Source organism: Allosalinactinospora lopnorensis (assembly GCF_000981225.1).
Lineage (GTDB): Bacteria > Actinomycetota > Actinomycetes > Streptosporangiales > Streptosporangiaceae > Allosalinactinospora > Allosalinactinospora lopnorensis.
In genome coordinates this window covers 1-17,374 of sequence record NZ_LAJC01000092.1, presented here as the reverse complement: position 1 = coordinate 17,374, position 17,374 = coordinate 1, and the positions used below count along the sequence as shown (strand labels likewise).

Annotated in this window: 17 protein-coding genes and 3 pseudogenes; 14 read left to right on the top strand and 6 right to left on the bottom strand. The window is 70.4% G+C overall.

Going from position 1 to position 17,374, the window contains the following annotated elements:
• From VS93_RS32120 to VS93_RS23615, 3 genes are all read right to left on the bottom strand, one after another.
• On the bottom strand, positions 1-196 hold a 196-nt coding region (locus VS93_RS32120; RefSeq protein ID WP_236700701.1), incomplete at its 3' end, for a hypothetical protein.
• A gap of 141 nt (positions 197-337) precedes the next feature.
• Positions 338-658, bottom strand: coding sequence for a DUF2470 domain-containing protein (locus tag VS93_RS23620; RefSeq protein WP_082127146.1), 321 nt, complete (start codon positions 656-658; stop codon positions 338-340).
• A gap of 95 nt (positions 659-753) precedes the next feature.
• Positions 754-1,299, bottom strand: coding sequence for a YceI family protein (locus VS93_RS23615; protein WP_046472068.1), 546 nt, complete (start codon positions 1,297-1,299; stop codon positions 754-756).
• A 151-nt stretch (positions 1,300-1,450) separates the two neighbouring features.
• Here VS93_RS23615 and VS93_RS23610 point away from each other — a divergent pair, with 151 nt between their 5' ends.
• The 12 genes and pseudogenes from VS93_RS23610 (at position 1,451) to VS93_RS23560 (ending at position 10,508) form a co-directional block, all read left to right on the top strand.
• Positions 1,451-1,915 carry a MarR family winged helix-turn-helix transcriptional regulator gene (locus VS93_RS23610; protein WP_046472067.1) on the top strand — a complete coding sequence of 155 codons (465 nt, stop codon included), beginning with the start codon at positions 1,451-1,453 and terminating at the stop codon, positions 1,913-1,915.
• 110 nt (positions 1,916-2,025) lie between these two features.
• Positions 2,026-2,741 (top strand): annotated as a pseudogene (locus VS93_RS23605) (SseB family protein).
• A 60-nt stretch (positions 2,742-2,801) separates the two neighbouring features.
• Positions 2,802-3,431 carry a prepilin peptidase gene (locus tag VS93_RS23600; RefSeq protein WP_236700700.1) on the top strand — a complete coding sequence of 210 codons (630 nt, stop codon included), beginning with the start codon at positions 2,802-2,804 and terminating at the stop codon, positions 3,429-3,431.
• A complete protein-coding gene (locus VS93_RS32115) occupies positions 3,380-3,598 on the top strand; it encodes a hypothetical protein (RefSeq protein WP_236700699.1) in 219 nt (72 codons plus the stop codon). Before VS93_RS23600 ends, VS93_RS32115 begins: the two co-directional genes overlap by 52 nt.
• A 43-nt stretch (positions 3,599-3,641) precedes the next feature.
• Positions 3,642-4,819: pseudogene (gene aroC / locus VS93_RS23595) on the top strand (chorismate synthase).
• Between the two features lie 42 nt (positions 4,820-4,861).
• Positions 4,862-5,386, top strand: coding sequence for a shikimate kinase (locus VS93_RS23590; RefSeq protein ID WP_046472066.1), 525 nt, complete (start codon positions 4,862-4,864; stop codon positions 5,384-5,386).
• Positions 5,383-6,462 carry a 3-dehydroquinate synthase gene (aroB, locus tag VS93_RS23585; protein ID WP_046472065.1) on the top strand — a complete coding sequence of 360 codons (1,080 nt, stop codon included), beginning with the start codon at positions 5,383-5,385 and terminating at the stop codon, positions 6,460-6,462. The genes VS93_RS23590 and aroB overlap by 4 nt, the downstream gene beginning before the upstream one ends.
• A gap of 193 nt (positions 6,463-6,655) precedes the next feature.
• Positions 6,656-7,219, top strand: coding sequence for an elongation factor P (gene efp, locus VS93_RS23580; RefSeq protein ID WP_046472064.1), 564 nt, complete (start codon positions 6,656-6,658; stop codon positions 7,217-7,219).
• 43 nt (positions 7,220-7,262) lie between these two features.
• Positions 7,263-7,676: a transcription antitermination factor NusB gene (gene nusB, locus VS93_RS23575; protein WP_046472063.1), complete on the top strand. Its 414-nt coding sequence runs from the start codon at positions 7,263-7,265 to the stop codon at positions 7,674-7,676.
• A gap of 37 nt (positions 7,677-7,713) precedes the next feature.
• A complete protein-coding gene (locus VS93_RS23570) occupies positions 7,714-8,514 on the top strand; it encodes a methyltransferase domain-containing protein (RefSeq protein ID WP_046472062.1) in 801 nt (266 codons plus the stop codon).
• A gap of 60 nt (positions 8,515-8,574) precedes the next feature.
• A complete protein-coding gene (gene dinB, locus VS93_RS23565; protein ID WP_173434360.1) occupies positions 8,575-9,846 on the top strand; it encodes a DNA polymerase IV in 1,272 nt (423 codons plus the stop codon).
• A 306-nt stretch (positions 9,847-10,152) separates the two neighbouring features.
• Positions 10,153-10,508, top strand: a pseudogene (locus VS93_RS23560) (DUF3040 domain-containing protein).
• A gap of 168 nt (positions 10,509-10,676) precedes the next feature.
• Here VS93_RS23560 and VS93_RS23555 read toward each other — a convergent pair.
• Genes VS93_RS23555 through VS93_RS23545 form a run of 3 tightly spaced genes read right to left on the bottom strand, consistent with a single transcriptional unit; the run spans position 10,677 to position 15,259 of the window.
• Positions 10,677-13,016 carry a transglutaminase family protein gene (locus tag VS93_RS23555; protein WP_236700698.1) on the bottom strand — a complete coding sequence of 780 codons (2,340 nt, stop codon included), beginning with the start codon at positions 13,014-13,016 and terminating at the stop codon, positions 10,677-10,679.
• Complete coding sequence (locus VS93_RS23550) at positions 13,013-14,248, bottom strand: DUF58 domain-containing protein (RefSeq protein WP_052745953.1); 1,236 nt, start codon at positions 14,246-14,248, stop codon at positions 13,013-13,015. The genes VS93_RS23555 and VS93_RS23550 overlap by 4 nt, the downstream gene beginning before the upstream one ends.
• An 18-nt stretch (positions 14,249-14,266) precedes the next feature.
• On the bottom strand, positions 14,267-15,259 hold the full coding sequence (locus tag VS93_RS23545; protein WP_046472061.1) for an AAA family ATPase: 993 nt from the start codon (positions 15,257-15,259) through the stop codon (positions 14,267-14,269).
• Between the two features lie 339 nt (positions 15,260-15,598).
• Here VS93_RS23545 and mraZ point away from each other — a divergent pair, with 339 nt between their 5' ends.
• Positions 15,599-16,030, top strand: coding sequence for a division/cell wall cluster transcriptional repressor MraZ (gene mraZ, locus VS93_RS23540; RefSeq protein ID WP_046472060.1), 432 nt, complete (start codon positions 15,599-15,601; stop codon positions 16,028-16,030).
• Positions 16,031-16,255: 225 nt separating this feature from the next.
• Positions 16,256-17,212, top strand: a complete 957-nt coding sequence (gene rsmH, locus VS93_RS23535) for a 16S rRNA (cytosine(1402)-N(4))-methyltransferase RsmH (RefSeq protein WP_046472059.1) — start codon at positions 16,256-16,258, stop codon at positions 17,210-17,212.
• The last annotated feature ends 162 nt before the right edge of the window (positions 17,213-17,374 follow it).

The following is a 17,374-nucleotide window of genomic DNA, read 5'->3' as shown; positions in this document are numbered from 1 at the left end:
GCCGGGTCCGGGCGGGCAGTACAGCGGTGCGTGCGGCGTCGCCGGGGCGCTCGGGCGCCCGGCTCCCGTTCCGGGGACGCAGGATCTGGGTGACCCAGCGTGTCCGCCCATCGCCCTGATCGGGCCGGGGCGACTGCGTGGCCGGCTCGATCCTGTGTGTCGGGGCGCTGGGATCCGAAGGTTCGGGTGTGACCATCGTACGGGCGGTGTCTTTCGGTACTGGATTGGGAACGGCGAAGGACGGTTCTCCAGAACCAGGGTAGGCGAGAGCGGGCGGCGGTGGAGGGGGACAGGGCCGCTGCGGCGGCCCGAAGAGTCCCGGTTCCCGGGCGGCCTCTCAGTGCCCGGTCTCGCCGCTGGGCGGGATGTCCAGCCGCCCGCACGCCTCGCGGTACATCCGCACCACCTCTTGGCGGATCTGCGCGCGTTCGGTGAGAGGGCGCGCCCACGGGATCCGGAGCGGGGTCTCGGCCCCGTTCACGGTGACCACGTAGTCGCCGCCTTCCCCGTCCACACCGGTCATCCGGGCCGAGGTCGCCTCCGGGCAGCCGCCGAGCGCCCGGCAGATCACCAGGGTTTCCGCGGGGTGGTCGTCGTTCATGTGCGCCGTGACGGCCTGCACGGTCTCGGGCGGGAACGGGGAGGGCGCGGAGGAGATCACGATCGCTGCCTCTCGGACCGGAGAGTGGACGGGGGCCGCCGGTTCCGGCGGCCCCCGTGACCATATCCGGCGGCGTGCCGCGAGGGCACGGCTCAGGCGCTCTGGTGGGTGAACTCCGCATCGATCTCGATCTTGATCCGGTCGCCGACGACGACGCCTCCGCTGTCCATCGGCATCTCGATGTCGACGCCGAACGCGCCGCGGCTGATCTCGGTCTCGGCGTGGAAGCCGCAACGGGTCATTCCCCACGGGTCCTTCGTCACACCGTTGAACTCGACCGTGAGGTCCACCGGGCGGGTGGTGCCCTTGATGGTCAGATCACCGGTGAGGACGAGCTCCTCACCCGCCTGACGCACGCCGGTGGAGGTGAACGTCCACTGGGGGTGGGTCTCGACCTCGAAGAAGTCGGACGAGCGGATGTGGTCGTCGCGCTGCTGGTTGTCCGTGTTGATCGAGTCGGCGTCGATGGTGGCCCGCACCGAGGACTGCATCGGGTCATCGTCGACAGTGAGGGTGGCGTCGAACTTCTCGAAGCGTCCGCGCACCTTGCTGACCATCATGTGCCGCACCGAAAAGCTGACTATGCTGTGCGCCGGGTCGATCTGCCAGGTGCCCGGTGTGAGCTGCTGTTCCGTCATCGTTCTCCCTGCGGTGCCGATTGTTCAGGACCGGCTGTCACGTCGTGGTGCGGGTCGCCGGTACATAACATTGCTTCAAAAGAATCTTTTCAGGAAGATAATAGGTGCCGCCGATCGGGGGACGCAAGTACACGCAAGTACGATTACCGCCATGAGCGCGGTTAATTGGCTCGATGCCGGCGAGCAACGGATCTGGCGGAGCTTCCTGCGGGTGAACTCGCTACTGCACGAGGAGCTCGACCGTGACCTGCAAAAACGTCACGGACTCACGCTCGTGGAGTACGGCATCCTGGTGCACCTCTCGGAGGCGGAAGGGCAGCGCAAGCGCATGCGCGGGCTCGCCGACAGCGTCATCGTCTCCAAGAGCAGGCTCTCCCACCAGATCGCCCGGCTCGAACGCGACGGGCTGGTGCGGCGCGAGAGCTGCTCGGAGGACCGCCGCGGGGCGTGGGCCGTGCTCACCGACGCCGGTGAGAAGGCTTTGCAGGCGGCGGCGCCCGATCACGTCAGCCGGGTGCGCGAGTACCTGTTCGACCGGCTCTCCGCCGATCACGTGGCGCAGCTCGGCGCGATCATGGGCGTCCTCGAAGAGGGATTGCGCGAACGGGCGAAGTGATCATGGTGGTCGAGGCCGCGGCCCCCGTCCTTCATGGCGGGGGCAAGGCCGGACACGGCCCGCACGCTCCTCCACCTGTTGTGCCGTTGGGATCGGTAGAGTGACCTGGTGTGACGGGACCAAGCATCATCGGCGCGCAGCAGTTTCACGACGACGACGGCTCCGCCGATCCGCATGTGCGCGAGAAGCTCGACGCCTACTCCAGGGGCAGCGCGGGAGACCGCCAGGTGCTGGCCGCCCTCGCCCCCTCCCGGCTCCTCGTTCCGGTAGTGGCCATGCCGGCCGAGACCGAGGAGACCGAGGAGAAGGACGCCGGCGAGCCGCAGCACGACAAGACCAGCGAGGTCGCCCTGCCGCTGATGATCGGTGAGGACGGGCGCCGCGCGGTCCTGGCGTTCACCTCCACCGAGACGATGCGCTCCTGGCGCGAGGACGCCCGGCCGGTTCCGGTCAGCACCGTGGACGCCTGCCGGGCGGCCATAGACGAGGGCGTCGACGCCTGGTCGTCGACGTCGCGGGGCCGGTCAGCTATGCCGTCCAAGGCCATTTTCTCAGCGCCCTGGCCACGCACGGGACGATTCCCGACCCCAAGGAGGATCCCCAGATCCTCGCGATGATCTACCGGATCACGCACACCGAGTTCGGCATCGAGCGCGTTCGCATCCATGACTCGGCGCGCGCCGATATCGGGGTTCGGCTGGAACTGGAACGGCGAGACGACGAATCGCTGCGCAGAGTCGCCGACCGGCTCTCCAGCGAACTCGCCCAGATGCTGCCGGGTGGTGTGGAGCTCAGCGCCGTGGTGCGCGCCAAGCGCCGCGAGTGACCCTGCGCTTCGACCGGCGGCATGCCGCTCACGGCAGGGGATCTCCGATAGATTCCGCTCATGCCGTCCCCCACCGACATCGTCCTCACGCTCTTCCTCGGCCTGCTCGGTGGGCTGGCCGCAGTGACCGCCGGACGCGTGATCCCGCTCTTTCCCCGCCACGACCCCGACCCCGACGACGACTCCGGCCCACCGCCCCCCACCTGCCCCCACTGCGGTGCGGAGGTGCCCTGGCCCCGCTGGATTCCGCTACCGCTGCGCTTCCTCGCCAGGGCGGGGTGCGAGGCCTGCGGGGCGGCGGTCCGCTCGCCCGCCGCCCTGTGGCTCGCGGCGCCGTTCCTCGGGCTTCTCGCGCTCACCGGAGGCGAACGCTCCCCGTCCGAGTTCGTGGCCTTCTCCTTCTTCGCGGTCTGGGGCGTGCTGCTCACGATCATCGACGCCCGGGTGCACCGGCTGCCCAACCGCCTGGTGCTGACCTCCTATCCCGTCGCGCTTGTACTGCTCGCCGCTGCCGCCGCGACCACGCCGGGCGGTACGGGCAGGCTCACAGCGGCCCTCATCGGCATGGCGGGCCTCGCGGCCTTCTACTGGGTGCTGTGGTTCATCCACCCGCGGGGATGGGGTGGGGCGACGTCAAAATGGCGGGGCTGCTCGGCCTCTACCTCGGCTGGAACGGTCTCGGGAGTGTAATCTCCGGCACCTTCCTGGCGTTCCTGCTCTCCGCCGTCTTCGGACTGACCCTGATCGCCATGGGGCGGGCGACGCGCAAGTCCCAGATCCCGTTCGGACCGTTCATGGTCATCGGGGCGTTCGCGGTCATTATCACCGGAGACCCGCTGCCGCTGCTGCTCGGATGAGCCCGATGTGCCATCACCCCCCTGATCATGGGAAGATCGGGGCATGTTGCGCTGGCTGACCGCGGGGGAGTCCCACGGACCGTCACTCGTCGCGATCCTCGAAGGCATGCCGGCCGGCGTCTCCGTCACCTCGGACGACATCGCCGCGGCACTGCGCCGCCGACGCGCCGGGTACGGCCGGGGCGCCCGGATGAAGTTCGAGCAGGACCAGATTTCGGTCCTCGGGGGGGTCCGGCACGGACTGACACTGGGCGGTCCGGTCGCCATCGAGGTGGGAAACACCGAGTGGCCCAAATGGGAACAGGTCATGTCACCCGACCCGGTCCCCGCTGAAGAGCTCGAGGGTGTGGCGCGCAGCGCTCCGCTCACGCGCCCCCGACCGGGACACGCGGACCTGGTCGGCATGCAGAAGTTCGGCCACGACGAGGCCCGGCCGGTGCTGGAGCGCGCCAGCGCCCGGGAGACCGCGGCCCGGGTCGCGATCGGCGAGGTGGCCCGCCGGTTCTGCCGCCAGGCGCTGGGAGTGGACATACTCAGCCATGTCGTCTCCATGGGGGAGATCGACGTGCCCGCCGACACGCTCCCCGGCCCCGGGGACCTGGAGCGCATCGACGCGACCCGCTCCGCTGCTTCGACCCCGAAACCAGTGCCCGCATGGTCGCCGAGGTCGACGACACCAAGAAGACCGGCGACACGCTGGGCGGCGTCGTCGAGGTCCTCGCCTACGGCCTCCCGCCCGGACTGGGCAGCCACGTCCACTGGGACCGCCGCCTGGACTCCCGGCTGGCCGGCGCCCTGATGGGCATCCAGGCGATCAAAGGTGTCGAGCTCGGCGACGGCTTCCGCACGGCCGCGCGCCGGGGGTCGGCCGCGCACGACGAGATCGAGCCCGGCTCCGAGGGCATCCGCCGCCGTACCAACCGCGCCGGCGGTGTCGAAGGCGGCATGACCACCGGCGAGCCGCTGCGGGTACGTGCGGCGATGAAGCCCATCGCCACCGTGCCCCGGGCGCTCGCTACCGTGGACGTCTCCAGCGGAGAGCCGGCACAGGCCCACCACCAGCGCAGCGACGTCACCGCCGTTCCCGCGGCCGGCGTTGTCGCGGAATCGATGGTCGCGCTGGTGCTGGCCGAGGCGGCGCTGGAGAAGTTCGGCGGCGACTCGGTTGCCGAGACCAGCCGTAACCTGCACAGCTACCTTGACGGAGTCACCCCTCGGTAACGACCCCGGAGGTTCCACCGTCGCGGAGAAGGACGACTGCCGATGAGCACACCGATCGCCGTCCTCGTGGGCGCGCCCGGATCAGGGAAGTCCACGATCGGCCAGGCCCTGGCCGATCGGTTGGGCGCCGATCTGATGGACACCGATACCGAGATCGAGGCGCGGGCGGGCAAGCCCATCGGTGACATCTTCCTGGAGGACGGGGAGGAGGCCTTCCGCGCCCTGGAGCGCAAGGTCGTGGAGTGGGCGCTGGCCACCCACCCGGGTGTCCTCGCGCTCGGCGGCGGTGCCGTTCTCGATCCCCGCACCCGGGCCGATCTCGCCGAGCACCACGTGGTCTACCTGCAGGTGGAGTTCACCGACGCCGCCAAGCGCGTCGGTATGGATCAGGCCCGTCCGCTGCTGGCCGGCAACCCGCGGGCCAAGCTGCGCGGACTCCTCGAGGAGCGGCTCCCGATCTATGAGGGGGTGGCCGGCCAGACTGTGCCGACCAGCGGCTATCACCCGGAGGAGATCGTCGACGCGATCGTCGGAGCGCTCCCGCGGCCGGAAGGCGGCCAGCGGTGACGGCGCGGCGGATCGGAGTCGGTGGAGCCGCCGAGCCCTACGACGTCGTCGTGGGCAGCGGCATCTTCGGTGAGCTTCCCGAGCAGGTGGGAGGGAAGGCCGCCAAGATCGCCGTTGTCCGGCCGGAAGGTCTGGGCGAGGTGGCGCGTCCCGCGCTGCGGGCGCTGCAGGCGGCCGGATACACCGTGTACGACATGGCGGTGCCGGACGGGGAGTCCGCCAAGGACATCGCCGTGGCCGCTGACCTCTGGAGCCGGCTCGGACGGGCCGGATTCACCCGGACCGATGCCGTCGTCGGCATCGGCGGGGGAGCCACGACCGATCTCGCGGGATTCGTCGCGGCCACCTGGCTGCGCGGTGTGCGCGTCGTTCTCGTGCCCACCACGCTCCTGGGCATGGTGGACGCGGCCGTGGGAGGGAAGACCGGCATCAACACCCCGGAGGGTAAGAACCTCGTCGGCGCGTTCCACCCACCCGCGGGGGTCCTCTGCGATATCGCGACGCTGCCGAGCCTGCCCGCGGCCGACTACATCGGCGGCCTGGCCGAGGTCGTCAAGGCCGGCTTCATCGCCGATCCGGTGATCCTCGACAGGATCGAGGAGGATCCCGAAGGCGCCACCCGCCCCGAAGGGCGCCATACCCGCGAGCTGATCGAGCGCGCTATCGCGGTCAAGGCCGAGGTCGTCTCGGATGACCTGCGCGAAAGCGGTCGGCGGGAGATTCTGAACTACGGCCATACGCTGGGCCACGCGATCGAGCGCGCGGAGGGCTACACGTTCCGGCACGGCTACGCGGTCTCCATCGGCATGGTCTACGCCGCCGAGCTGGCCCGGCTCGACGGCCGGCTCGACGCGGAGGCCGTCCGCAGGCACCGGTCGATCCTCACCTCGGTGGGCCTTCCCACCTCCTACTCCGATGCGGCCTGGCCCGGACTGCGGCAGAGCATGCGGGTGGACAAGAAGGCGCGCGGCGCTACCCTGCGCTTCGTCGTGCTGGACGGTATCGCAAAGCCCGCGATCCTCGCCGGTCCCTCCACCGGGCTGCTGGACGCCGCGTACGGAGCCGTGAGCGCATGAACGCCCGCACACCGGAAACCCACTAGACTGCGAATACACGGCCGGCGACGGCGTGCGCCACCGTCCTTCCGGACGGGAGTTCGCCGCAGTCCTCAACCGTGCCACAGGCATCCTCGGGTGCCGGCGCGGCCGCGGACACCGACCCTTGACGACCAGCATCGACCGTGCCCGACCTCTGGGAGAGACGACCGAAGTGGCCACGACGAACGACCTTAAGAACGGCACGACCCTGAAGCTCGACGGCGGCGAACTCTGGAACGTCGTGGAGTTCCAGCATGTCAAGCCCGGCAAGGGGGGTGCGTTCGTCCGCACCAAGCTGAAGAACGTCACCTCCGGGAAGGTCGTCGACAAGACGTTCAATGCCGGGGCCAAGGTCGAGGTTGCCAACGTCGACCGGCGTGAGATGCAGTACCTTTACAACGACGGCGAAGTCTACGTTTTCATGGACACCGAGACCTACGACCAGATCGAGGTCCCCGCGAAGGTCGTCGGCAGGAACGCTGACTACCTGCTGGAGAGCGCGATGGTCACGGTGGCCATCAACGAGGGGAGCCCGCTCTACGTCGAGCTCCCGGCCGCTGTCGAGATGGAGATCACCCAAACCGACCCCGGCGTCCAGGGCGACCGTTCCACCGGCGGCACCAAACCGGCCACAGTGGAGACCGGTGCGGTCATCCAGGTCCCGCTGTTCATCACCACGGGCGAGCGGGTCAAGGTCGACACCCGTACCGGCGAGTACCTCGGCCGCGTCAACTGATGGCGTCCTACGCCCTCACTCCGGAACACCTGGCGGGAGACCGATGAGCGGTGCGCGACGCAAGGCACGCAAACGCGCGGTCGAAGTGCTCTACGAGGCCGAGCTCCGCGACATCACCGTGGCGAGGGTGATCGAGCGCCGCCGTGCTCAGCCCGAGCCGCCGATCAACGAGTTCACCGAACAGCTCGCCACGGCGGTCGACGAACGGCGCGAGCGCATCGACGCTCTGCTCGGTGAGTACGCCATCGGCTGGACACTGGAGCGGATGCCGGTGGTCGACCGCAACATCCTGCGTATGGGCGCCTACGAGCTGCTGTGGGCCGAGGACATCCCCGACGGGGTGGCGATCGCCGAGGCGGTCGCGGTGGCCAAGGAGCTGTCCACCGAGGAGTCGCCCACCTTCATCAACGGCCTGCTCTCGCGGCTGATGGAGAACAAGGCGAAGCTCGCGCTGTAGGCGGGCCGCGTACGTCCTCGGAGGGAAGGATTCTCGCGTGAGTAACAAGGCCGGCGGCGTGGACGCGCCTGCGGACGGTACGCACTCCTTCGGGCCGCACAGGGCCGCCAGCGCAGCGCGGACCGCCGTGGTCTGGGACACCCTGCGTAGTATCCTGACCGGGCTCGGACCGGAATCCGACGCTCCCTTGGAGATCGTCGATGCGGGCGGCGGTACCGGGGGAGCCGCGGTGCCGCTCGCCGAGCTCGGCCACCACGTCACCGTGGTGGAGCCCAGCCCTGACTCCCTGGCCGCTCTGGAGCGGCGTGCCGCCGAGGCGGGAGTGCGCGTCCGCGCACTGCAGGGGGAGACCCGAGACCTTCCCGAACTGCTGCCTCCCGAGCACGCCCACGTGGTCCTGGTGCACAACGTGCTGGAGTACGTCGACGATCCGTTGAGCGCGCTGGCCGACGTCGTCGGCATCACGCGTCCCGGCGGCGCTGTCAGCCTGCTGGCCACCAACGCGGTGGCCGGGGCGCTGCACCGGGCCCTGGCCGGCCACATCGACGAGGCGCAGCGGCTGCTGGGGGACTCCGAAGGGCGCTGGGGCGAAGGCGACCCCATGCCCCGCCGGTTCACCGTCGGTCAGCTCGTCGAGCTGACCGAGCAGGCGGGCCTGACCGGACCCACGGTCCGCGGCGTGCGCGTCTTCGCCGACCTGTTGCCCGGACGCGTTTTCGAGGGGGAGCAGCAGATCGGACGCCAGCTCGTCGAACTGGAGAAGACCGCCGCCGAGCACCCGGCGCTTTCGGGCATCGCCACCCAGCTGCACGTCATCGCCTACCGGCCGCGTGACTAGCGCTTCCGGGCCGCGGTCCGGCGATGGCGCGGCCGATGGCGGTGCTCCCAGACTGGTCGCATGAGTCGGCGCCAGCTGGAGCGCGGGGCGGTGCTGCGCGGGATGGTCGGACCGGAGGGCATCGAGCCCCTGCCGGCAAGGACCGATGCCGACGCCGCCTGCCACATCCTGCACATCGACATGGACGCGTTCTTCGCGAGCGTCGAGCAGTTGAGGCATCCCGAGGCGCGCGGCCGTCCCGTCATCGTCGGCGGGACCGGTCCCAGGGGCGTGGTGGCCTCAGCCGACTACATCGCCCGCACCTACGGAGTGCATTCGGCGATGCCGATGGTCCGCGCCCTGCGCCTGTGCCCGGACGCCGTCGTCTTCCCACCCAACGGGGAGAGCTACCGGCGCGCTTCCGAAGCGGTCTTGGACATCTTCCGCTCCATCACCCCCGAGGTCGAACCGCTTTCGTTGGACGAGGCGTTCCTCGATGTCTCCGGGGCGGGCCGCCGACTGGGCGGGCCGGCCCGCGTCGCCGAGCTCATCCGGGATCGGGTCCGCCGGGAACAGCAGCTGACCTGCTCGGTCGGTGTGGCCGGCAGCAAGTTCGTCGCCAAGCTCGCCTCCACCCAGTGCAAACCGGACGGTCTGCTGCTCGTCCCCACCGCCCGGACCACCGCTTTCCTGCATCCCCTCCCGGTCGGTGCCCTGTGGGGCGTGGGGGAGAAGACCGAGGAGGCCCTGAGGAGGCACGGCCTGCGCACTGTCGGCGATGTCGCCGACGTTCCGGTCGATGTGCTCCGGGGCGAACTGGGGGACGCGCTCGGTTCGCGCCTGTCCGCGCTGGCCCGGGGACACGACGAACGCCAGGTCGTGCCCGTGTCACCGGACAAGAGCATCGGGGCGGAGGAGACCTTCGGCACCGATGTCGCCGACGTCGATGTGATCCACCGAGAGCTGCTGCGGCTGTCCGAAAAGGTGGCCCGCCGGTTGCGTGCCGGCGGCCAGGTCGGCCGCACCGTTGTGGTGAAGCTGCGCAGAGCCGACTTCAGCACCGTAACCCGGTCGCGCACCCTGGCCGAGTACACCGACGTCGCCCGGGAGATCAACGGCGCCGCCCGTGACCTCTACGCCTCGGCGGGTATGGAGCAGGAACGGTTGCGCCTCGTCGGGGTGCGGGTCGAGGGAGTGACCGAGGCCTCCGGTGTGCACCGCCAGCTCGCCCTTGGCGAACCAGAGGCGGGGTGGCGCGAGGCCGAGCAGGCCATGGACCGGGTCACCCGAAGGTTCGGACCCGGGGTGATCCAGCCGGCGACCCTCGCTGAACGCGGCGAGGACGACCAGTGAGGAGGCAACTTCCGGGCCGGTTCGTTCGTTGTACAACCGGAAGTTATCGCCCACTGAGTCCGGAAGTCGGTGAATCCCCTGATCGGACATGTGGAAGAAGGACAAGAAGGCCAGTGTTCCGAGTAGAGGGTGAGGGTAATGTGGCCCACGTGGCTCAGCTAGACGCGCAACTTTTCTTTTCACTGGGCGCTAAGGCACCGTATTCTGGGCATATCACAGACCATCAGACCGTTGTTCAGTACCCGTCGCCCCAATCGGGGACTGCTATTGGGAGGCGCCGTGCCGCTCTCTGAACACGAGCAGCGTATGCTCGACCAGATCGAGCGGGCGCTGTATGCCGAGGACCCCAAGTTCGCCAATACCGTTCGTGAGACGAACCCGGCGGTCCACTACAAGCGCTGGATCATCAAGCATCGATCGGGTTCGCCGTGGGTGTCGCCCTGCTCATGGGCGGCGTCATCGCCCAGCAGCCGGCGATCGGCGCCGTAGGCTTCATCGTGATGCTGGCGTGCACACTGTGGGGCATGTCGGGGTGGCGGCGCGTCGCGGGTGGCGGCGCCGAGACTGGAGCCACCGCCGAACCCAAGCAGCGACGCCAGCGTCCCGGCATGATGAACCGCTTCGAGGAGCGCTGGCGCCGTCGCCAGGAAGGCGACCACTAGAACGGTAGGCCGGAAAAGGCCGGCACCATTGCGGCCGCGAGCGCGCGCCCATCCGCTGGAGGGCGCGCGCTCGCGCATGTGCGCCCGTCCTCGGCCCCCCTCCACCGCGGAGAACCGTGGCCCCGGCGCTCCCGAGCGTCGAGGAAAGAGGGTCTGCGCTGTTCCCGGCTACGCCGCGCTGGTCTTGGCGCGGCGGCGCACCGCCGACCGCGGAAGGCGCAGTAGCGACCTGGGGGCGAGGAGCGCGCGCACCCGGCGCGTGCGGGGGAACGACGCGGCCAGCCCCGCACGGACCGCGCGCAGATCGGCACTGAGGGCGCCGGGTAGGCCGTCGGGCTCCGGAGCGTAGCGAGCGCTCTCCTCGGCCATCGCGATCCGCCACAGGGACTCGCGGGTCGACTCACTCAGATTGTGTTCGGCGGCCAGCCGTTGTGCTATGGCCCGGGGGCTCTCGGCCGGGTCCGAGGACAGGCCCAGATCCAGCAGGTCGTCCCGTAGCTCCCGCCAGGCGGCGCGCGCCTCCACCGTACCCGTGGAGGTCGCGGCGGTCGCGAAGCGGAACCGCCGGACAGCCAGGCGGGCAAGTGCCGGCGCGGCGAACAGCAAGGCCGCCGCCACCAGTGTCCCCAGCGCCGGGAGCCACGAGTTCCCCTCGTCGGCGGTGCCGCCCGCGACCCCGTCGGTGTCGGGATCGGAGTCGGCGGGCGACTCCGGGGTGTCCTCCTCCTGGTCGGCCTCCTCCTCCGAGGAGGACGGCTCGTCGTTCTCCCCCGGAGAAGGAGCGGCATCGTCCGAGCCGCCCCTGCTGCTGTCCTCCGGGGAGGGCGTGGCATAGGAGGGGACGGTCGCGCTGCCCTGCCCGTCGGACGACGACGGGGTCGGCTCGAACCGGAGCCAGCCGTGCCCCTTGAAGTACAGCTCCGGCCAGGCGTGGGCGTCGGACTCCGTGACCACCCATTCGTCGCCGGAGACCCGCTCGCCCGCGGTATAGCCGACGGCGACCCGGGCGGGGATGCCCGCCTGGCGCGCCATGAGGGTCATGGCCGCGGCGAACTGCTCGCAGTAGCCGACGCGGCTGTCGAAGAGGAAATGGGTCAGCGGGTCGGCGCCGGCCGGAATGGCCGGGGGCTGCAGGCTGTACTCGAACCTGTTGCCGGAGGTGAACCAGTTCTGCAGCGCGACCGCGCGTTCGTGCGGACTCTCGGCGTCCTCGGTGATCGACCGGGTCAGCTCCGCCACCTGCGGGTCGGTGCTTCCCGGTACATCGAGCAGGTGCTCCTCGACGTTCTGCGGACCCGGCGTGCTCTCGGCGAGCTCGCGCGGGCCGAGATCGAGCCGCGAACTCGTCACCTCGTAGCTCATTCCGCTGGCCGGACCATTGGTTGTGAAGATCATCAGGCTTTCCGGATCGGCGAACCACTCACCGCCGACGTCGATCTCGCGCGGAGGGTAGGGAGCCGGCAGGAAGTCCATGGCCCGTCCTCCGTCGGCGAGGGTGATCTCGGTGCTCACCTGCTCGGCCGAGTCGTCGGCGCGGCCGGGAGGGGCGGGGAGCCGGGAGTCGTCCTCGATCCGGCTGTCGGAGGAGGCGCTCAGCGGTGACATGGTCCAGTTCTCGCCGTCGAAGACGTCGAGCACGTACATGCGCAGGTACTCCGGGGATGCCTGCGGGGTCCGGTACTCCAGGACATCGCGGTCGGTGGGGGAGGCCAGGTCCCGCCGGAGAGAGACCATGGGGTGGGTCGTGGTCACGGTCTCGCTGCCGAGGCGGACCCCTCCGGCCAGGTCGTAGACCGCGGTGTTGGCCAGACCGGGGACGCCCAGCGGGAGCAGCAGGGCGAGCACGATGGCAGCCACGGCGACGCCCGCGCCGGTCGACACGTGCCGGACCGCGCCCAGAACCGGCGTGGCACTGTCATCCGGCTGGGGGCGCCCGCCCCAGCCGGCGGCGCGCTCCCAGCCGTCGATGGCGAGCAGCACCAGATAGCCGGTGGCCGCCAGCGCGAACGCCGGCACACCGATCCCCTGCTCCTGCACGGCCAGCGGTACGAGCAGCGGAGTGACCAGAGGCAGGGCCACGAGCGCCGGCGCCCGAGCGGTCACCGCGAAGAAGTCGGCCACGATCGCGAGCAGGCTGAAGCCGATCGCGATGATCAGGGACAGCGCCGCGTGAGTCGTGAGGGGAGGGGGGTCGTGTTCGATCCGGGCCCGCCCCTCGTCGATGAGGGCGAGCAGGGTGTCGATCGACTGGGGGGTGGGGACGAAACCGAGCAGGGCGTCCCCGGGGGTGAATATCGCCGTCAGCGTGCACGCAACGACTCCGGCTTGGAGCAGGGGCAGCAGGGCCAGCGTCAGGTGTGCGGTGCGGTAGGCGGCACCGGTCAGCGCGACCGCGAGTACGGCGACGGCGGAAGAGACCCACCAGCCCTCACCGGAGACGAGGGGGCCGAAGACGGGCAGGGTGCACAGCACCGCCAGCGCCGTCACCGATGTCAGCACCGCCCTCACAATGAGCCTCCTTTGGCACCGGCCCGGGCCGGCAGGCGCGGCCAGGTCCGGGCCAGTTCGTCCGCCGAACCGATCTCCAGGACCGTCCATCCGGCCTGGAGCAACACCTCTTCGCTTTGCTGCAGTGCCTCGGGCGAGGGCCAGGCGGCCCTGCGGCACAGGACGGCCACACAGGTGCGGTCCGCTGTGGCACGAGCCCGCGCCAGCGCCTCGCTCTCGGAGGGCCGGAGTGCTCCGAGCAGCGCGACGAACAGCCCCCCGCCGGTCACCGGCGCGGCGGACAGCAGGTCGAGCCCGCCGCGCAGGGAGTCGGCCGCGGAGGGCTGCGCCACAGTGAGGGCGTCGATGACCGATTGCGCGTTGTGGGCGGGGAGCTCCCGGTCATCAGTGACCAGGCGCACCTCCTGGCCGTACCCGAGCAGGTGCAGCGCGGTGGACGCCGCCGCGCTGACCGCGGCCTCCAGCGACGAGTCGGGGCCGGCGCCGGCGTGCGCTCCGGCCCGCATGTCGAGCAGGATCTCACTGTGGTCGCGCCACTGGTGCTCCTCCCGGCGGACCATGATCCGGCCGTAGCGGGCGGTGGAGCGCCAGTGCACCCGGCGCAGGTCGTCACCGTGCCGGTACTCGCGGGGGATGACGTCGTCCTCGCCCATACCGACCACCGACCGGGTGGATGACCGCCCGGTCTCGGCGGAACCGCCCTTCAGCGGGGATTCCGGAAGCAGCACGATGGGCGGTGTCACCAGCAGCGACATGTGCGTCCCCACCCGGTGCCGCAGCCGGACGCAGCCGAGCGGGTCGACGAAGCGCAGTTTCAGCGGGCCGATCGGGTAGTTGCCGCGGACGTTGGTGCGCACCCGGTAGCTGAGGTCCTGCATTCCCCGCGGGCGCAGGTATCCGATGGCGAACCTGGGCTCCTGACCCAGGGGAAAGGGCAGGGTGTCCTCGACCAGCAGGCCGCCGATGGGCAGAGCGGCGGATGAGTTGGTGATCCGGAGCAGCACGCGGGCGTCAGTGCCGGCGGAGACCCGGGCCGGTTGCAGCGCGCGGCTGTGCGTGATGGTACGCGGTGCCCGCGCCACCGTCAGCAGCGACAGCAGCGGAAGTGAGGAAGCGAGCACCCCGAGAGCGACGAAGTCGCGCTGCCCGAGCAGGGAGCCCGCGGCCAGAACGGCCACACCGATGCACAGCAGACCCAGACCGCGCGGGGTGAAGACGCGAAGTCGGTGCACGTTGCCTCCCCGGGCCGGTTACTGGGGGCCGGGGATGGGCAGCCGGGCGACGATATCGGAGACGACGTCTTCTGGTGTACGGCGCTCCACCCGCGCTTCGGGGGTGGGCAGCAGCCGGTGCGCGAGCACGGGGACGGCGAGGGCCTGAACGTCGTCGGGGACGACATAGCGGCGGCCTTCCAGGGCGGCGTAGGCGCGGGCGGCGCGGACCATGTGCAGAGTGGCGCGCGGCGACGCGCCGAAGCGGAGGGCCGAGGACGTGCGGGTGGCTGTGACGAGGTCCACCACGTAGCGCCGGATTCCGGGGGCCACGTGGATGCCGCGGACGTGCTCGACCATGGCGCGCACGTCGGCGGCCTCGGCCACCGGGGCCAGGTCGTCCAGTGGCGAGCGGCTGCTGTGGGTGTCGATCATGTCCAGCTCGGCCTGGGGGGTGGGGTACCCCACCGAGACCCGGGCCATGAACCGGTCGCGCTGGGCCTCGGGCAGCGGGTAGGTGCCCTCCATGTCCGCCGGGTTCTGGGTCGCCACCACCATGAACGGCCGTTCCAGCGGCCGTGTGGCGCCGTCGACGCTGACCTGCAGCTCCTCCATGCACTCCAGGAGCGCCGACTGCGTTTTGGGTGAGGCCCGGTTGATCTCGTCGCCCAGGACGATGTTGGCGAAGACCGGTCCCGGGTTGAACTCGAACTCGTTCCGTTCCTGGTGGTAGACGCTGACACCGGTGATGTCGCTGGGCAGCAGGTCGGGGGTGAACTGGACCCGCTGCACCGAGCAGTCCACCGAGCGGCCGAGCGCCTTGGCGAGCATCGTCTTGCCCACGCCGGGGATGTCCTCGATGAGCAGGTGGCCTTCGGCGATCAGCACCGTGAGCGCGATCCGCACGACATCAGGCTTGCCCTCGATGACCGTCTCGATGGCCCGCCCGACCCGCTCGGCGACGGCGATGACCGCACCGGTGTCCTCCGGGGATGCGCCGCCCTGACCGTTGTATCGCGTGCCGAGTGACACGTGTCCGCCTCTTCTCGCCGCGTCTGCGCCAACGGGATTGAGGCTAGGGCCAAACCGGTGGAATGCAAACCAAGAGCTCAACCGGCCCGCTGGCCGCCGCGGCGCGGATCGGGGCGGCCGTGCGCCCCTCCGGTGGGGGAGGCCACCGTCGCTGCGCAGGCCCGGTGCGGTGTACCGAATGGCGCTCCACTCTTCCCCACCTCTATGACCTGTGTTTTCGCTATCCAGAACGGGTTCGCGGGCGAGTCGATTCTGTTGACCGTGGGGAGGAGTGGAGTACAGTGGAGCATCGTGGAGGGGGAGACTGCTCCACAGCAGGGGGTTTGGGAGGTTGGGCCGATGTTCCTCGGCACCCACTCTCCGCGCCTCGATGAGAAGGGACGACTGTTCCTTCCGGCGAAGTACCGCGACGAACTGTCGGGGGGGCTGGTGATCACGAAGGGTCAGGAGCGCTGTCTCTACGTCTTTCCCGTAGATGAGTTCCAGCGCATCACCGATGCCCTCCGTTCGGCCCCGGTCACAGCCAAAGCGGTTCGCGACTACAGCCGTATCTTCTTCGCCAGCGCGTCCGATGAGGTCCCGGACAAACAGGGGCGGATCACCATTCCGCCGGGTCTGCGCGCCTACGCCGGCCTGGAACGGGACTGCGTCGTCATAGGGGCGAACACGCGTCTGGAGATCTGGGCTGAACAGGCCTGGGCCGATTACGAGGCCGAGCAGGAACAGGCGTTCGCGGATCTGTCGGAGGAGGTGTTGCCGGGGGTGCTGTGACTTCGCGGGATCGCGGAACCGGCCTCGGCGCCCGGTGCGGCGGACCGCAAGCCACCACCGTCATAGCCCTGTCTGGTTCGGGCCTTCAGACGTGCCCAGGCCGCTAGCTGGCGCATCTTCCCCGGCGCCAGGTGGCGTCCGGATACGGGCCGCGTCTGGAGGCCTTGCCAGGCGGCACCGGCCTGGGGGAGGTCAGGGGATGTACACGAGGGGGAGAGTACATTCATGGAGGACGTCGAAGCGGCGCACGTTCCGGTCATGCTCGACCGGACCGTCGAGCTGCTCTCGCCCTCCCTGTCGGCCCCGGGGGCTGTCGCGGTCGACGGGACCCTAGGTCTCGGCGGCCATGCCGAAGCCCTTCTTGAGGCCCACCCCGACCTGCGCCTGATCGGTGTCGACCGCGACGCCGCCGCCCTTGACCGCAGCCGCCGGCGTCTCGCTCCCTTCGCCGACCGCGTGGACTACGCGCACGCGGTCTACGACGATATCCCCGCCCTCCTCGACACCCGCGGTATCGCCGAGGTACAGGCGGTCCTGCTGGACCTCGGCGTCTCCTCGCCCCAGCTCGACGAGGCCGAGCGCGGCTTCGCCTACTCCCACGACGCGCCGCTGGACATGCGGATGGACCGCACCCAGGACAGCGACGCGGCCGACGTCGTCAACACCTACTCCGCCGCCGATCTCACCCGGATCCTGCGCGAGTACGGAGAGGAGCGCTTCGCCGCCCGCATCGCCCAGGCCGTCGTGCGGGAACGCGGCAGGCGCCCCATCCGCTCCACCCGGCACCTCGCCGATCTCGTACGGGAGGCCATCCCGGCCGCGACCCGACGCACCGGCGGCAACCCGGCCAAACGGACCTTCCAAGCGCTGCGCATCGAGGTGAACGCGGAGCTGGCCATCCTGGAGCGCGCGCTGCCCGCCGCCATCGCGCGGCTGGCGGTCGGCGGGCGCATCGCGGTGCTGTCCTACCACTCCCTGGAGGACCGCCGCACCAAGCGGGCACTGACGAGGCTCGCCACCGACACAACCCCCCCTGACCTGCCGATCCCGCTTCCCGACCGGCAGCCCGAACTCCGGATCCTCACCCGTGGCGCGGAGACCCCGGCGCGGGACGAGAGCGATCGGAACCCCCGCGCCGCCTCGGCGCGTCTGAGGGTGGCTGAACGGGTGCGCCGGCGATGAGGAAGCCGTGTCGATGACGTGAACCGCATCCCTTCGAGGGATGCGGAAGGGACGAGAGCCGGGAGGGCCGCATGAGCACCGCGACCGAGGGGCCGTCGCGCGGCGGGACGCGTTCCCGCGCGACCGGGAACGCGGCCGACCGGGGACGCGCCACCGGGCGGG

What these genes read in the sequence shown, in the direction of transcription:
- VS93_RS23615 (WP_046472068.1), bottom strand. Translation starts at nt 1,299, where the DNA reads ATGACGGAACAGCAGCTCACACCGGGCACCTGGCAGATCGACCCGGCG.
- VS93_RS23610 (WP_046472067.1), top strand. Translation starts at nt 1,451, where the DNA reads ATGAGCGCGGTTAATTGGCTCGATGCCGGCGAGCAACGGATCTGGCGG.
- VS93_RS23600 (WP_236700700.1), top strand. Translation starts at nt 2,802, where the DNA reads ATGCCGTCCCCCACCGACATCGTCCTCACGCTCTTCCTCGGCCTGCTC.
- VS93_RS32115 (WP_236700699.1), top strand. Translation starts at nt 3,380, where the DNA reads ATGGCGGGGCTGCTCGGCCTCTACCTCGGCTGGAACGGTCTCGGGAGT.
- VS93_RS23590 (WP_046472066.1), top strand. Translation starts at nt 4,862, where the DNA reads ATGAGCACACCGATCGCCGTCCTCGTGGGCGCGCCCGGATCAGGGAAG.
- nusB (WP_046472063.1), top strand. Translation starts at nt 7,263, where the DNA reads ATGAGCGGTGCGCGACGCAAGGCACGCAAACGCGCGGTCGAAGTGCTC.
- dinB (WP_173434360.1), top strand. Translation starts at nt 8,575, where the DNA reads ATGAGTCGGCGCCAGCTGGAGCGCGGGGCGGTGCTGCGCGGGATGGTC.
- mraZ (WP_046472060.1), top strand. Translation starts at nt 15,599, where the DNA reads ATGTTCCTCGGCACCCACTCTCCGCGCCTCGATGAGAAGGGACGACTG.
- rsmH (WP_046472059.1), top strand. Translation starts at nt 16,256, where the DNA reads ATGGAGGACGTCGAAGCGGCGCACGTTCCGGTCATGCTCGACCGGACC.